Here is a 14317-nt window from a genome sequence, read left to right as displayed (position 1 = left end):
CGCCGCCGCGCGGGAACGACGAAGGCCCCGATCTCGCGACCGGGGCCTTCTCTGGTGCACCCCCAGGGACTTGAACCCTGAACCCACTGATTAAGAGTCAGTTGCTCTGCCGATTGAGCTAGAGGTGCATGCTGTCTGGAGGCGCTTTGCGCTCTCCGGCAACGAGGAAATACATTACCAGGAGTTCACGGGCCCGGCTAATCCGGTCGAGACTCCGGGCGTGTCTCCTCCGATCCCCGTCCCCACGGCGTCTTTCGCCCGGCATATGCTGTCCGACACGATGCCACTCGACGGCTACGTCTGGTCGCTGCCCGAGTGACCACGGGCGCTGCCCCCAACCTGTGCGATGTCGGAGAAGGTCGCGCGCTGTCGGGCGTGTCAGGGGCCGCCGGTATCCTCGAGGGGTGACCTTCCCGGACGCCTCCCCCGTTACGCCCGGTGCCCTCGACGACGACCTGCAGCTCGCGCTGCGACTCGCCGACGCCGCCGACGCTCAGACACTCCCGCGCTTCGACGCGGGTGACCTCGACGTGTCGCGCAAGGCCGACCGGTCGCACGTCACCGACGCCGATCTCGCCGCCGAGCGCGCGGTTCGCGCGCTGCTCTCCGAGCACCGTCCGGGCGACGGCGTGTTCGGCGAAGAGTATGGCGAGGGCGAGCGGTCCTCGCGCCGCTGGATCATCGACCCCATCGACGGCACGGCGAACTTCCTGCGCGGGGTCCCCGCCTGGGGCACGATGATCGGCCTGCAGATCGACGGGGTCGTCCGTCTCGGCGTGGTCAGCATGCCCGTCTGGGGCCGCCGCTGGTGGGGCGCGGAGGGGCTCGGCGCGTTCACGCGCACGGCGGAGGGCGAGACGCGCCCGATCCGGGTCTCGGAGGTGGCGACACTCGACGACGCGAGCGTGAGCTTCCAGAGCATCGCGCAGTGGGACGGCGCCGGTCACCTCGACGCGCTCATCGCTCTCACGCGCACCGTCTGGCGCGACCGCGCATACGGAGACATCTGGTCGTACATGCTGCTCGCCGAGGGACGCCTCGAGATGGTGGGCGAGTTCGACGTGAAGGAGTACGACCTCGCGGCCGCCGCCGCGATCGTCGCCGCCGCGGGGGGCCGTTTCTCGTCGTTCGACGGCGAGCCGACGATCGCGTCCGGCTCTGCCATCGCCACGAACGGCGTGCTGCACGACGCGATCCTCGCGGTTCTGCGCGGTGCGTCGTCCTCGGTGACCCCATGACGGAGTTCCGTCGCCCGGCGGCGCTCCTGCTCGCCGGCGCGGCGATGCTGTCGCTTGCGGCCTGCACGCCGAAGGGTGAGACGCCCGATCCCGACACCACGACGCCGGCGAACGAGGGCGCCGCAGCGCCCGACGCGCACCCTACGTGCACAACGATCATCCCGGAGACGCTCGTCGCCGACTTCAAGGAGTACGGCCTCAGCGCGATCGAGGAGCCGTTCGCCTTCGGCGACCCTGCGACCACGAAAGTTGAGGGCGGCATCACCTGCAAGTGGGGAAACCCCGAGGTGCCGACCGACCACGGCGTGCAGATCTACGGCTGGGCGCCGATGGACGAGTCCGGGCGCGAGAAGTGGACGGCGTTCCTCACGGAACAGGGCTGGACGCACTCGGAGGGCGACGGGCTCGAGTACTTCGGCGACCCGTTCGCCGAAGGGGGCATGACCTACGCGTTCGGCGACGGCTTCGTGATCGTCGCCGATACCGAGGACGCCCTGCCCCTCGTGTCGTTCCCCGCTTCCTGAGGAGAGGATCCGGATCTTGACGACCCGGATCCTCTGCGACCCGTGTCAGGGAGCGACAGGGAAGTGCGACGAGATCGCGACCCGGTTCCAGGCGTTGATCTCGATCGCGAGCCAGGTGATGGCCGAGACCTGCGCATCGGTGAGGTGCTCGCCGGGCTGCACACCGCGGTGGGGAATGCGGCCGTGATCACTCATCAGGGTGACGTCCTCGGCCAGCTGCAGCGCGGCCCGCTCGGCATCGGTGAAGTACTGGGACTCCCACCAGGCTGCGACGACCGCGAGTCGGTCTGCGGTCTCCCCCGCCTTGACGGCGTCGCGCGCGTGCATACGCAGGCAGAACGCACAGCCGTTCAGCTGCGACGCGCGGATCTTCACGAGCTCGATGAGCTTCTTGTCGAGGCCGGCCGCCTCGGCGGCGCTCTCGATGACGCCGCTGAGTGCCATCGTGGCCTGGTAGGCCTCGGGGTGCAGCTTGGCGATGTTGACGTGCGACATGGTCTTCCTCTCGCCGCGCCGGATGCGCGGCCTCACGAGGATTGACCGCGGGTTCGCCGATGATGTGACAGACGCGTCACATTCCCCGGATCCGTCCTGTCAGCACTGCAGGGAGCATCCGCACAGACGAGGGAGCAACAGCATGAAGATCGCCGTCGCCGGAGGAACAGGCACCGTCGGAGCACACGTGGTCGCCGCCGCGCGCGCATCGGGGCATCACACCGTGGTGCTCAGCCGGTCCGCCGGCATCGACCTCACCACGGGTCGAGGCCTCGCCGATGCCCTCTCCGGCGTCGACGCCGTGATCGACGTGGCCTCCACGTCCACGCTGTCGGGGCGTAAGAGCGTCGCGTTCTTCGAGACCGTGACCCGGCAGCTGCTCGAGGCCGAGCGCGCGGCCGGCGTCACACGGCACGTCGCGCTGTCGATCGTCGGCGCCGCGCAGATCGCCGATGGCTACTACGCCGGGAAGGCCGCACAGGAGCGGCTCGTGCAAGCATCCGGCACCGGTTGGACGATCCTGCGTGCGACACAGTTCCACGAGTTCGCCGCGCAGACCGCGGCCCAGGGCCGCATGCTGGGCCTGCACGTCGTGCCGGCGATGACCTCGCAGCCGGTCGCGGCGCGAGAGGTGGCTGCCGCCCTCGTCACCCTCGCCGAAGGCGAGCCCCAGGGAATCGCGCCCGACCTGGCGGGACCGCGCGTGGAGAGCATGCCCGAGCTCGTGCGCCGCTGGCTGCGCCACATGGGATCGAAGGGCCCGGTGCTCACCGTGCCCCTGCCGGGACGATTCGGTCGCGGGATCCGCAGCGATACGATCCTGCCCGGAGCGGGCGCGACGATCGGCAGGCAGACCTTCGACGAATGGCTCGCCGAGCAGGACTGAACGGCACCGCCACGTAGGATCGAAGACGTGCTCATCGGCGTCATCCGTCCCACCGAAACCCGCGACCTCGAAGCCGCCGGGGCCTCGCTCGAGGCGATCGCGAGCGCCTTCCAGGCCCAGGTGCCCGAGGGCTGGCAGCTGACCCATCAGAGCGTCACCATGCCCAAGGGCTCCTCCGCGCTGACGGCAACGGGGCGTATGGCGCGCTGGGGAGAGCTGCAGGAGGTGCAGGCGCCCGACCTCGACGCACTGCACGCCGCCGTGCCCGACGGCTGGGCGCTGATGTCGGTGCGCCGGGCCTGAGGCCCCACGGGGCGCGGCACCGTCTCAGTGCGCCCAGGGCATCCGCTCGGAACGCACCGGCTCGCCCGTGGCCACCGCCTCGCGGATGAGCAGTCCGAGGTAGTGATCCTGGGCCGCGTCGGCCAGTGAGTAGATCGGCGCGCCGCCGTGCACGTGGTCGCGCATGCCGAGCAGCGCGCGGGCGATGCCGATCTCGTCTTCCGCGAGGCGCGCGGGCGCGAGCTCGTTGCGCTCGAGCCAGCGGCCGTCCAGCTGGTAGCCGCGGAAGTGCATCCCCTCGTGGTTGTGCGGACCGCCCGCGTCGAGACGCGTGATCTCCGACCGCACCGGGGCGCCGTCGGCCTGGCGCCGCACGGTCGTGTCGCGCAGCTCCCCGTGCGATCCGCGAAGCTGCACACGCGGCGTGCGGACCCACGAGCGGTACTGCTGGTCGTCGAAGTCATACACGCCCAGGCGCTCACCCCACTCGAGCCAGGCGAGCGTACGCGAGGAGGTCGCGACGCGTTCCCGCTGCGGATCACCGGCGCGATCGGGCCCCCACACCACCGGTGCGAGGTGGCGCAGCGCGCGTATCGTCACCGGCTCGAAGCCGACGCCCAGCGCCCGGCGCAGCACGCTGATCCCGTGATACTCGTGTGCGATGGCGATGTCCGCCTGCTTCACGTCCCCGAGCAGACCCGATGCCCCCACAGCAAGCTGCGCGGATACCAGGGGCTCCAGGTGATACTGCTCCGCCACCTGGATGACCGCCCCTCGGCCGACGAGCTCGTGCAGCCCCACAAGCCCCGGCACGTCCGGCGCCGGCGGCGTCTCGACCAGCACGGGCTTTCCCGCGGCCACCAGCTGGGCGACGACGTCGGGCGCCTTGTCTCCCTGCACCGCGACGAAGACGAAGTCGGCGTCGCACTCCGCGGCGAGCGCGTCGACATCGCTCCACACGCGCACCCCGTACTCGGCTTCGAGGCCGGGCACGCGCTCGGGCCGCCGGGTCGCGAGGCCCGTGAGACGCAGCGCACCGGGGGTGAGACGCGAGACGACGCGGGCGATGAGCCCCGCGCGATAGCCGTCCCCGACGATGGCGAATGTCCCGGGCGTCTTCGACTCCATGCGGCCAGCGTAGGCCCACGCCGGGCGACGAGGGGCGGCGGGGCTGGCACGCCCCCACCGATCCCGTCAAGCAGGAGGCATCGGGATCGCCCCGCGGGTTTGATGGAGTCATGAGCAGCACTGCGGGCCGCGAGGCACCCGACGCCAAGCCGTCGCTGAGCGAGATCCACCGCTTGTCCTGGTGGTTCGTGGCGAAGAAGACGGTGCGCGAGTTCATCGCCGACCAATGCCGTGATCTCGCCGCGGGCCTCACTTTCTATTCCGTGCTGTCGCTGCTGCCGGCGATCGTCGCGGTGCTCTCGCTGCTGGGCGTGATCGGCCAGGACAAGGAGGCGGTGACGGCGGTGCTGCAGGTGCTGCAGGAGGCGAACCCCGACGCGGCGCAGTGGCTCCGTGGCCCGCTCGAGGAGCTGTCGCGGTCGTCCGGCGTGCGCTTCGCGCTCGGCGGTGGCATCGTGATCCTGATCTGGACCGCGTCGCTGTACGTGAGCGCGTTCGCCCGGGCCCTGAACCGCATCTGGGAGACGCCCGAGGGGCGGCCGTTCTGGAAGCTGAAGGGATCGCAGCTTCTCGTCACGGTGCTGGCGATCGCGCTGGTGTCGGTGGGCGCCGTGCTGCTGCTGATCGGCGGAGACTTCGCGGTGGCGACCGGATCGGCCCTCGGCATCGGCGAGACCGGATTGCTGGTGTGGCGGATCGTGCGGTGGCCTGCGCTGGTGATCGTGGTGACGCTGTTCGTGGCGCTGCTCTACTACTTCACCCCGAACTCGAAGCAGCCGCGGTTCCGTTGGGTGAGCGTGGGCGCGCTGATCGCGATCGTGGCGCTGGCCCTGGCCAGCGCGGGCTTCGCGCTGTACGTGAGCAGCTTCTCTCAATACGAGCGCGCGTACGGCTCGCTCGCGGGCATCGTCATCCTGCTGCTGTGGATGTGGATCGCCAACGGCGCGCTCCTCTTCGGCGCGCAGTTCGACGCAGAGCTCGAGCGAGCCCGCGAGCTGCAGGCGGGCATCCCCGCCGAGCACGGCATCCAGCTCCCCCCGCGCGACACCACGGTCATCGAGAAGCGCGCCGCCCAGGAGGCGAAGGATCAGGCCGACGCTCGGCGCATCCGGCACCGCCCGTGACGCGCGGAGTGAGGGTCACACAGGCAGCCGGAAGAGCCGGCGCATCGCCGTCTCCGCCGCGGCCGCGTCGGAGGATCGGATGCTCGCGGAGAGCTCGTCCACAGCCTCCTTGTGGATCGTCTGATCGACGGGAACGTCATAGCGACGCACGTTGCACCAGATGGCCGGGAGGCTCCGGTCCAGCATGCGCCCGAGGAAGTGCGTCGCCCCCGTATCGATCAATCTCCGAAGCACGTCGCGCACGACATCGGACAGCGTCGCCGGATCCTCGACGAGACCGAGATCCGCCACTTCGCGGATGAGCACGGCGCGCTCCCGATCGCTGAACTCCGGGAGCTTGGTGCGAAGCAGGACGCCGCCCGCGTACCCGGCGAAAGCGATCGTCTCCTCGGCGAGTTCTTTCGTCACGGTCACCACTCGGGTGAACCGGCTCGGCGAGGATTCGATCAAGCCGATCTGCTCGAGACGCTGCAGCGCCTGCCGCACCGGCATCCGAGAGACGTGCAGAGACGCCGCCAGCTCGGCATCGCGAAGCTTCGCGCCCTGCTCCAGGGCGCCGTCGCCGATTGCCGAGATGAGTCGCTCCAGCACAAGGTCCGAGAGCGCCGGCTTCTGGACGACGATGGGTTCGATCTTGGGCTGGACGTCATCGATCACGGAATCGAGCGTAAACCCGATCCGGACGCCGGCCGGACGCCGAAAGGCCCCGTCTTCCCTGCGTGAGCAGGGAAGACGGGGCCTTCGACAGAGTGGGTGTGTCCGTGGAGCTGGGGGGAATCGAACCCCCGTCCAGCACTGAGTCTCTGGGGCTTCTCCGGGCGCAGTCTGTGAAAGCGTTCTGCTCGGCTCCGACCTTTGTCACAGACACCTAAGTCGACGAGCCCAGTCGAGAAAGAGTCCCGCGAGACGTCTCGACACCGTCTCGCAGCGAGATCCCTAGATGACGCCAGGGTCCGTGTCGGGATCAGCCACGGTCTGACGGACTATCAGGCTCGCTTAGGCAGCGAGGGTGAAGTCAGTGCGCTTGGAGTTGGCACTTATTGGTTTGCAGGGAGCGTTAACGAGATAACCCCGCATCCTCGGCCCGCTTCTCGCAGATTCGCAAGCACTGTCGAAACCGATCAGCCCCGTGAATCCCTCGAATGAAGGGGACACATCCACACTGTTGATTTTCCAGGCCCTTCCGTCTCCGGAGGGGCCGCTCTCGGTGGAGAACACCGAGCATCACAGTCTACAACGGATCGGCGGGCCGGTCCATTCCGGCTGGCGCGTCGACACGGTGAGCGCGGACTGCACAGGCCTGCGAGCGTCCCCGGTGACACCGGCGGGCAGCTCCGAGACGGCGTCGACCCTCGCGCGAGTAGCCATGCACCCGCCCTCAGGTCAAGAGGGAGGCGCGTTCTCTTCAGCGCGCGTTACATGGTGAGTCCAGACCAAGCGGTAACGGAGAGGATGACCATGTCGCAGAACTATGGTGCGGTTCCGCCGTCGAACACGACGGGCTACGGATCGAATGACGCCGGGTACGGAACGTCGGGCAGCGTCGAGGGCGGGAACGGGACCGCCGAGACCGCGAAGCAGGAGGCCGTCGGGGTCAAGGACACGGCGCAGGCCGAGGCGGGGCACGTCGTCGAGACCGCCAAGCAGGAGGTGTCGTCCGTCGCACACGAGACGAAGGCGCAGGCCCGGCAGGTCTACGCCGAGACCCGCCGCGAGCTGTCGGAGCAGGCGGCCACGCAGCAGCAGCGAGTGGCCGACGGACTGCGGTCGATCGGCGACGAACTGCAGCAGATGGCGCGCGGCTCCGAGAACCCGGGCATGGCGACCGAGTTCGTCGAGATGGCGTCGACGCGGTTGTCGGATGCCTCATCCTGGCTCTCGCAGCGCGACCCCGGCTCGCTCGTGCATGAGGTGAAGACCTTCGCACGGCGCAAGCCCGGGCTCTTCATCGCAGGCGCGCTCGTCGCCGGCATCGCGGCCGGACGTCTCACCCGCGCGCTGGCCGAGGGAGCGAAGGAAGAGCACGCTGCCTCGGGCACGGGCGGCGCGGCCGGCCAGGCCTCGGCGGGGAGCACGGTCACCGGCGTCCCCACGGGCGGTGCATCGGCAAGCGGAGTACCGGCGTACGCGCCCCCGACACCGGCTCCGGCCGGAGTGGGCACGGAGACGCCGATGTACGACCGCACGCGGGTCGTCGATCCCCTCGGCGAGCCGGGTGTGGCGACCGGCCAGGGCTCCACCGGGGAGGCGCGCGATGGACTCTGACCCGACGCCCTCCGAGCAGAAGGCGGCCTCGACCTCGCTCGGCGATCTGCTGGGTGAGGTGACGCAGGACCTGTCGGTGCTGATCCGGCAGGAGATCGCGCTGGCCAAGGCCGAGCTCAAGGAGTCCGCCACCAAGGCGGGCACCGGTGCCGGCATGATCGGCGGCGCCGGATATGCCGCACTCATGGCGGTGTTCTTCCTGTCCGTCGCGCTCTGGTGGGCGCTCGGACAGCTGGTCGGCCTGGGCTGGTCGGCCGTGATCGTCGCACTCATCTGGGCGGCGGTCGCCGCGGTGCTGTTCTTCACGGGCCGCAATCAGATCAAGGAAGTGAAGGGCGCTCCCCGCACGGTGGAGACGCTGGGGAAGATCCCGGACGCCCTCAAGAGGAATGAGGAGAACCGATGACCGATTCGCCCGAGGCGATCCGCGCCGACATCGAGCGCACCCGCCGTGAACTCAGCTATGACGCCGACGCCCTCGTCGACAAGGTGACGCCGTCGAAGATCGCCCACCGCCAGACCGACAAGCTCAAGGGGGCGCTGTCTTCGGTGCGCGACCGCATCATGGGCGCCGCCGACGATGCGGGATCCTCGCTCCACGACGCGGGTCACTCCGTCGTGGACGGTGCCTCGCACGCCACCCACCGCGTGGCCGCGAAGGCCGAGGGCAATCCGCTCGCGGTGGGCATGATGGCCTTCGCGGCCGGAATGCTCATCTCCTCCCTGGTCCCCGCCTCGGAGAAGGAGAAGCACCTCGCCGAGGGCGTCAAGGAGCAGGCGCAGCCGCTCATCGACGAGGCCAAGCACGTGGCGCAGCAGGTCGGGGAGGACCTGAAGGAGCCCGTCCAGCAGGCCGCGACCGCGGTGAAGGACAGCGCGCAGGAGGCCGCGTCCCACGTGCGCGACGACGCACAGGATGCCGCGGGCACCGTGCGCGACCGTGCCGAGCAGGCACGGGACACGCTCGGCAACGGCTGATCCCCCGAGCAACCCGAGAGGTCCGACGGCCCTGCGCCGTCGTCCCTCTTCTGCGTCCAGCGGAGGCCCGCGAGGCCTCACGCCTCGCGGGCACTACTGTGTCTGCATGGCACTCCCGAGCCAGGGCGCGATGACGCGCCCGCAACACGATGTCCCCCGCCGCGCGGGCGCTCCCGAGCGCCTGTCGCGGATGATCCGGATCCCGACCGTCAGCGCCGAGCACGCCATCCGGGGGCAGGAGCCCTTCGACCAGTTCGTCGCACTGCTGCGGGAGCTGTATCCGGGCACGCATCGCGTGCTCGAACTCGAGCGCATCACCGATCTGGGTCTGCTCTACCGCTGGCCCGGCGCCTCCGATCGCGACCCCGTGGTGCTGATGGCGCACTACGACGTGGTGCCGGCGTCGGAGGCCGACGGCTGGACCCACCGCCCGTTCGACGGCGTGATCGACGGCGGGTTCGTGCACGGGCGCGGCGCGCTCGATGACAAGGGTCCTCTGCTCGTGATCCTCGAGGCGGTCGAGGACCTGATCTCGTCCGGGTTCTCACCCTCGCGTGACGTCTACCTCTCCTTCGGCGGCAACGAGGAGACGTATGGTCACGCCGCCGCAGCCATCGCCCGCACCCTCAAGGAGCGGGGCATCACGCCCTGGCTGGTGCTCGACGAAGGCGGGGCGGTGGTCGATGCTCCCCTGCCGTTCGTCGCGGGACGCGCGGCGATGATCGGGGTCGGAGAGAAGGGTGTCGCGACGTTCCGGATCGAGGCGCTCGGCGAGGGCGGGCACGCGTCGGCACCGAGCGGTCTGACCGCGGTCGGGCGCATCGCCCGCGCCGTGCACCGCCTGGACGCCGGCACATTCCGCGCCCGCACCACGCCCACGATCTCGCGTATGCTCGCGCTCTTCGCCACCCGCGCGTCGGGGGCAGGCAGGCTGATCCTGCGTCTGCTCGCCGCGGCGCCACCCGTGGCGGCCGCCGTGTTCGCCCGCCTCGGCTCCGAGCCCGCCGCGCTCGTGCGCACCACCATCGCCGCCACGATGGCCGAGGGCGGATCCGCCGCCAATGTGCTCCCCGCACGCGCCTCGGCCACCCTGAACGTGCGGATCCTGCCTGGCGAGACCGTCGCCGGCAGCCTCGAGCGCATCCGCCGGCGCATCCGGGATCCGAAGATCGAGATCGAGGTGCTGGAGGGCAGCGACCCCTCACCCGAGTCCGATCCGGACGGCCCCGCCTTCGCCGCCGTCGCGTCCGCGGTGCGGCACGCGTTCCCCGATGCCCTTCCCGCTCCCTACCTGATGATGCAGGCGAGCGACTCGCGCCACTTCCATCGACACTGCCCGGATGTGCTCCGCTTCGCCCCTCTCGAGATGTCGACCGCACAGCGTGCGTCGGTGCACGGCGTCGACGAGCGGGTCGAGATCGCCTCGCTCGAGCGCGGCCGCGACTTCCACATCGCGCTGCTCACGAGCCTCCCCGCAGAAGCAGGAGCCCGCCCATGACCTCGGTCGCATCCGCGAAGCCGCGGCTCGGCGCGCTCGCCGGCATCGTCGGGTTCCTCGCCTTCGTCGAGTTCACCAGCGGCGTGCTGCAGGGGTGGTACACCCCGATGCTCACGGACATCGCCCGGCACCTGGGCATCCATGATGCCGATGTGAACTGGCTCGAGGGCTCGCAGCTGATGCTCTCGGCGCTCGTGGTGCCGATCTTCGCGAAGCTCGGCGACATGATCGGACACAAGCGCATGCTGCTCGTCTCCACCGCGCTGACCGCGGCGGCGTCGTTCGCGCTTCCCTTCACCGATTCGTTCGCCGTGTTCCTGGTCGCGTGGGCGCTGCAGGGGTTCTACGTCGTGTGGCTGCCCCTCGAGATCGCCCTGATCTGGTCGCGCGCCCGCCAGAGCGGATCCGGATCGCTCCTCACCGCCCGCGCCGCCGGCCTGCTCGTCGCCGCCCTGGAGGGCGGCGCCATCGCGGGGGCCCTCGTCGGCGGTGCGCTCGTGGACGCCCTGCCGCTGTGGATCGTGCTGCTCATCCCCGCTCTCTTCGTCACCGGATGCTTAGTCGTCATCCTGATCGGAGTGAAGGAGTCTCCGATGCTCAGCGGTGGACGCTTCGACACCACCGGTGTGGTGCTGCTGACACTCGCCCTCGCCGCGTTCACGGGAGGCCTCAGCCTGCTGCGTCTCGATGGCGGGCTCCTCGCCTGGGCGCTGGTACTCGGCGGGGCGCTGCTGATCTGGCCGTTCGCCGTCTGGGAGCTGCGTTCGACGGATCCGCTCATCGACGTGCGGATGTTCTCCGACCCCGCGCTGTGGCCCGTGTTCCTCACGGCCGGGCTGTTCGGTGTCAGCGTTCTCGGCGCGCAGGCTCCGCTGTCGACGTTCGCGCGCACCGATCCTGCGGTCTACGGCTACGGCCTGGGCACCGCCGGTTTCGCGACCTCGCTCATCATCGGGCTGTATCTGATCGCCATGATCGGCGGCGCGCTCCTTTACCCCGTGGTCGCGAGGCGTCTCACGCCCCGGATGGCGCTCATCGGCGCGTCCGTGCTCGTGGGCATCGGGTACCTGCTGTTCCTGCCCTTCCACAGCGCATACGGGCAGGTCGTCGCCAACATGGTCGTGGCGGGAATCGGGTCGGGTGCGCTGGTTGCGGCCCTGCCCGCGGCAGCCGCGTCGGCGGCGCCGTCGCGGGCCACCGGTCAGGCCACGGGTCTCACCAACGGCGTCAAGACGATCGGCGGGGCGATCGCATCGTGTGTGTTCGGCATCGCCCTGCTGCACGGCACCGGGGGCGTCGCCGAGTCGACGGCCGGCTCGTTCGCCGGCTACGTCACGGTGTGGCTCGTCTGCGGGCTCACCGCGCTGGTCGCGGCGGCCGCGCTGCTCCTCGTGCCGCGGGACGCCTTCACCGACCGCCGCGCCTGAGGCGACTCAGGCGTCGAGGACGCGATGCGCCCCCGGCTCCTCCTCCGCAGACCTCGCGGCCCAGTCGTCCCACTTCGCCATGAGCTGGTCGATGGCGGCGTGGAACCGCGCCGTCGCCGCGCCCGGGGTGGTGTCGCCGAAGTAGTGGCGCACCCAGTGCTGGAGACGGGCCGTGGCCTCGGGATCGGCGCGCACGCGCTCCACCTCGGTCACGATGTCGGAGGCCGCGTCCACGGTGAGCCACTCGCAGGCGCCGAGGTAGCCGCCCTCGTCGATCTGAGCGCGCTCGTCGACGGGGCGGGTGATCAGGATCGGCTTGCCCGCCGCGAGGCGGTCGTAGACCATGGCCGAGATGTCGACGATCGCCACGTCCGCGATCGAGAGCTGCCAGCCGAGCTCCGGACCGTTGTCATACACATGATGAGCGGACGGATCCGCGGCGTTCGCCGCTGCGATCGCCGCGATGATGCGCTGATTCGCGGCGCCGAACTCCGGGTCCACCACACCGGAGCGCGGGTGCGGACGGTAGATGACCCGATGGCGGCCGGTGGCCAGCAGCCCCTCGACGATCTTCTCACCGTGCGATGCCACCGAGCCGTAGAACGCCGCCGGCCGATCGCCCTCCCAGGTCGGCGCGTACAGCACGACGGTGCGCTCATCGGGCGCGAACGGCAGTTCGCCCGAGTAGTGGTCGGCCTGCGGCCTGCCGATCTCGATCGTCCTGCGGTCGAGGTCGAAGTCCCACAGCGTGCGGCTGAGGCGGTCACGCGCCGCCTGGCCCGCGATGAAGGCGTAGTCGTACGCCTTGTACTGGTTGGTGGTCATGTACATCTTGTCGGACTCGCCGTGATTGATGAACACGTGCCAGCGCTCGCCGTAGCGGAACATCTGGAAGTTGCGCGTGTTCTGATTCACGTAGAGGACGATCCGGATGTCCTGCTGACGCAGGAACTTCTCGATGTCGCCGACGGTCGGCAGGAACGCCACGGGCAGTGCGCCATCGCGCAGAAGCGATGCGGCCCCGGTCGCCGCGCGCGACAGCACGACCACCGGATGCGTCGCCGACAGCTCGGCGAGAGGGCGGTACCACTGACGGATCTGGTACATGTTCACGTCGCCGTCGGCGAAGTACACGGCGATCCGGAACTCTCCCCGCGGCAGCGGTCCGCGAGCGCGCATCTCGTGCTTCAGCGCGACCTTCGCCTGGCGTGAGGAAACGGCCTTCTGGATCAGTGCGACGGCTTTCCCGAGGTCTCCGGCTGCCTTCTTCATGTCCCTGGCGATACCCACCGTCCCAGGGTAACCAGGGGTCCTGCGGGCTCCCCGTGACATGATCGACGAATGCGTAACGATCCCGCCCCCCAGGCGTCCGGCCCCGTTCCGCGGGCCGCGGCGAGGCGGGACGCCCCGGTCGAGGAAGCCGGATCCGGGGTCTCCTTCGTGATGCCCGTCCTCAACGAGCAGGCCTATCTGCGGCGTGCCGTGGAGACGGTGCTGGAGCAGGATGTCGACGGTCCCGTCGAGGTCGTGCTCGCCCTCGGCCCCTCGAGCGACGGCACAACCGAGCTCGCCCGCCAGCTCGCCACCGAGGACAGCCGGATCGTGCTCGTCGACAATCCCGCCGCCGACATCCCCGTCGGTCTGAATGCGGCGATCCGAGCCAGCTCCCACCCGACGATCGTGCGCGTCGACGCGCACTCCGAGCTGGCTCCGGGGTACACCAAGAGGGCCCTGGCCACCCTCGCCCGCACACGTGCCGGCAACGTCGGCGGCGTGATGTCCGCGGCCGGACGCACGCCCTTCCAGCGCGCCGTGGCCCGCGCCTACAACTCCCCCATCGGCCTGGGAGGCGGCGCCTACCACGGCGGCGCGCCCGAGGGCGAAGCCGAGTCGGCCTACCTCGGGGTGATGCGCCGCTCGGTGCTCGAGGAGGTCGGCCTGTTCGATGAGTCGATCCGCCGCGGCGAGGACTGGGAGCTGAACCTGCGCATCCGCTCAGCGGGCTACCGCGTGTGGTTCGACCCGACGCTGTCGGTGACCTACTGGCCCCGCGAGAGCTGGCCCGCCCTGGCACGGCAGTTCTTCGCCACCGGAACGTGGCGCGCCGAGCTGGTGCGCCGCTACGGCGCGCGCAACTCGATCCGCTTCTTCGCGCCGCCCGCCCTCGTGCTGGGCGCGCTGCTCGCGATCGTGGTGGGCGTCATGCAGCTCACGGGCGCCCTCACCGGCGGATGGGCGCTGCTCGCCTCCCTCGTCTACGTGCCCCTCGCGCTCTACGCCGTGCTGATCATCCTGGTCGCGCTGGGCCGGGGTGGGGGCACGGGACTGCGCGACAAGCTGTGGACCCTTGCGGTGCTGCCCACGATGCACCTCGCGTGGGGCTCGGGGTTCCTCGTCGGCTTCCTGCGCGGGGCGGGCGACACGGTCGACACCTCGCGCCTCGGCGGGCGCAACACTCCCCTGCCCTGACGC

General features: G+C 70.2%; 15 protein-coding genes, 1 tRNA gene and 1 other RNA gene. 11 read left to right on the top strand and 6 right to left on the bottom strand.

Annotated features, from left to right (window positions below):
• Nucleotides 1–52 precede the first annotated feature (52 nt).
• Nucleotides 53–128, bottom strand: a tRNA-Lys gene (locus J5V96_RS02520).
• A gap of 276 nt (nucleotides 129–404) precedes the next feature.
• On the opposite strand from J5V96_RS02520, the gene J5V96_RS02515 reads away from it, so the two are divergent.
• Together J5V96_RS02515 and J5V96_RS02510 are read left to right on the top strand one after the other, a co-directional pair.
• Entirely contained in the window at nucleotides 405–1238 is an 834-nt protein-coding gene (locus J5V96_RS02515) for an inositol monophosphatase family protein (protein ID WP_307793308.1), read from the top strand.
• A complete protein-coding gene (locus tag J5V96_RS02510) occupies nucleotides 1235–1762 on the top strand; it encodes a hypothetical protein (protein WP_208500060.1) in 528 nt (175 codons plus the stop codon). Before J5V96_RS02515 ends, J5V96_RS02510 begins: the two co-directional genes overlap by 4 nt.
• 45 nt (nucleotides 1763–1807) lie before the next feature.
• Here the strand turns inward: J5V96_RS02510 and J5V96_RS02505 are convergent, their stop codons facing one another.
• Nucleotides 1808–2257, bottom strand: coding sequence for a carboxymuconolactone decarboxylase family protein (locus J5V96_RS02505; protein ID WP_208500059.1), 450 nt, complete (start codon nucleotides 2255–2257; stop codon nucleotides 1808–1810).
• 142 nt (nucleotides 2258–2399) lie between these two features.
• On the opposite strand from J5V96_RS02505, the gene J5V96_RS02500 reads away from it, so the two are divergent.
• Both J5V96_RS02500 and J5V96_RS02495 read left to right on the top strand, forming a co-directional pair.
• A complete protein-coding gene (locus tag J5V96_RS02500; RefSeq protein WP_208500058.1) occupies nucleotides 2400–3143 on the top strand; it encodes an SDR family oxidoreductase in 744 nt (247 codons plus the stop codon).
• 27 nt (nucleotides 3144–3170) lie between these two features.
• Complete coding sequence (locus J5V96_RS02495; protein WP_208500057.1) at nucleotides 3171–3446, top strand: hypothetical protein; 276 nt, start codon at nucleotides 3171–3173, stop codon at nucleotides 3444–3446.
• 24 nt (nucleotides 3447–3470) lie between these two features.
• On the opposite strand, the gene J5V96_RS02490 is transcribed toward J5V96_RS02495, so the two are convergent.
• Complete coding sequence (locus tag J5V96_RS02490) at nucleotides 3471–4553, bottom strand: Gfo/Idh/MocA family protein (RefSeq protein WP_208500056.1); 1083 nt, start codon at nucleotides 4551–4553, stop codon at nucleotides 3471–3473.
• 110 nt (nucleotides 4554–4663) lie between these two features.
• Here J5V96_RS02490 and J5V96_RS02485 point away from each other — a divergent pair, with 110 nt between their 5' ends.
• Nucleotides 4664–5677, top strand: coding sequence for a YihY/virulence factor BrkB family protein (locus J5V96_RS02485; RefSeq protein WP_208500055.1), 1014 nt, complete (start codon nucleotides 4664–4666; stop codon nucleotides 5675–5677).
• A 15-nt stretch (nucleotides 5678–5692) separates the two neighbouring features.
• Here J5V96_RS02485 and J5V96_RS02480 read toward each other — a convergent pair whose 3' ends face one another.
• Both J5V96_RS02480 and ssrA read right to left on the bottom strand, forming a co-directional pair.
• Nucleotides 5693–6334, bottom strand: a complete 642-nt coding sequence (locus J5V96_RS02480; protein ID WP_307793302.1) for a GntR family transcriptional regulator — start codon at nucleotides 6332–6334, stop codon at nucleotides 5693–5695.
• A gap of 102 nt (nucleotides 6335–6436) precedes the next feature.
• Nucleotides 6437–6806, bottom strand: a transfer-messenger RNA (tmRNA) gene (gene ssrA / locus J5V96_RS02475).
• 329 nt (nucleotides 6807–7135) lie between these two features.
• Here ssrA and J5V96_RS02470 point away from each other — a divergent pair.
• From J5V96_RS02470 to J5V96_RS02450, 5 genes are all read left to right on the top strand, one after another.
• Complete coding sequence (locus tag J5V96_RS02470; protein ID WP_208500054.1) at nucleotides 7136–7942, top strand: hypothetical protein; 807 nt, start codon at nucleotides 7136–7138, stop codon at nucleotides 7940–7942.
• Complete coding sequence (locus J5V96_RS02465; protein ID WP_208500053.1) at nucleotides 7932–8348, top strand: phage holin family protein; 417 nt, start codon at nucleotides 7932–7934, stop codon at nucleotides 8346–8348. The genes J5V96_RS02470 and J5V96_RS02465 overlap by 11 nt, the downstream gene beginning before the upstream one ends.
• The gene (locus J5V96_RS02460; RefSeq protein ID WP_208500052.1) at nucleotides 8345–8920 is read left to right on the top strand and encodes a DUF3618 domain-containing protein; all 576 of its coding nucleotides are present in this window, start codon (nucleotides 8345–8347) and stop codon (nucleotides 8918–8920) included. Before J5V96_RS02465 ends, J5V96_RS02460 begins: the two co-directional genes overlap by 4 nt.
• 106 nt (nucleotides 8921–9026) lie before the next feature.
• Nucleotides 9027–10418 carry a M20/M25/M40 family metallo-hydrolase gene (locus tag J5V96_RS02455; RefSeq protein WP_236014365.1) on the top strand — a complete coding sequence of 464 codons (1392 nt, stop codon included), beginning with the start codon at nucleotides 9027–9029 and terminating at the stop codon, nucleotides 10416–10418.
• Entirely contained in the window at nucleotides 10415–11845 is a 1431-nt protein-coding gene (locus J5V96_RS02450; RefSeq protein ID WP_208500051.1) for an MFS transporter, read from the top strand. The genes J5V96_RS02455 and J5V96_RS02450 overlap by 4 nt, the downstream gene beginning before the upstream one ends.
• Nucleotides 11846–11851: 6 nt before the next feature.
• Here J5V96_RS02450 and J5V96_RS02445 read toward each other — a convergent pair whose 3' ends face one another.
• Nucleotides 11852–13117 (bottom strand): CDP-glycerol glycerophosphotransferase family protein, encoded by a 1266-nt coding sequence (locus tag J5V96_RS02445; protein ID WP_208500596.1) that lies wholly within the window; start codon nucleotides 13115–13117, stop codon nucleotides 11852–11854.
• A gap of 69 nt (nucleotides 13118–13186) precedes the next feature.
• Between J5V96_RS02445 and J5V96_RS02440 the strand changes: the two genes are divergently transcribed.
• Entirely contained in the window at nucleotides 13187–14314 is a 1128-nt protein-coding gene (locus tag J5V96_RS02440) for a glycosyltransferase family 2 protein (protein WP_208500050.1), read from the top strand.
• Nucleotides 14315–14317 lie beyond the last annotated feature (3 nt).

Origin of the sequence: Microbacterium stercoris, assembly GCF_017592545.1 — a bacterium.
GTDB lineage: Bacteria > Actinomycetota > Actinomycetes > Actinomycetales > Microbacteriaceae > Microbacterium > Microbacterium stercoris.
Note: the sequence above shows the minus strand (reverse complement) of the source record. Positions and strands in the feature narration are given on the sequence as shown.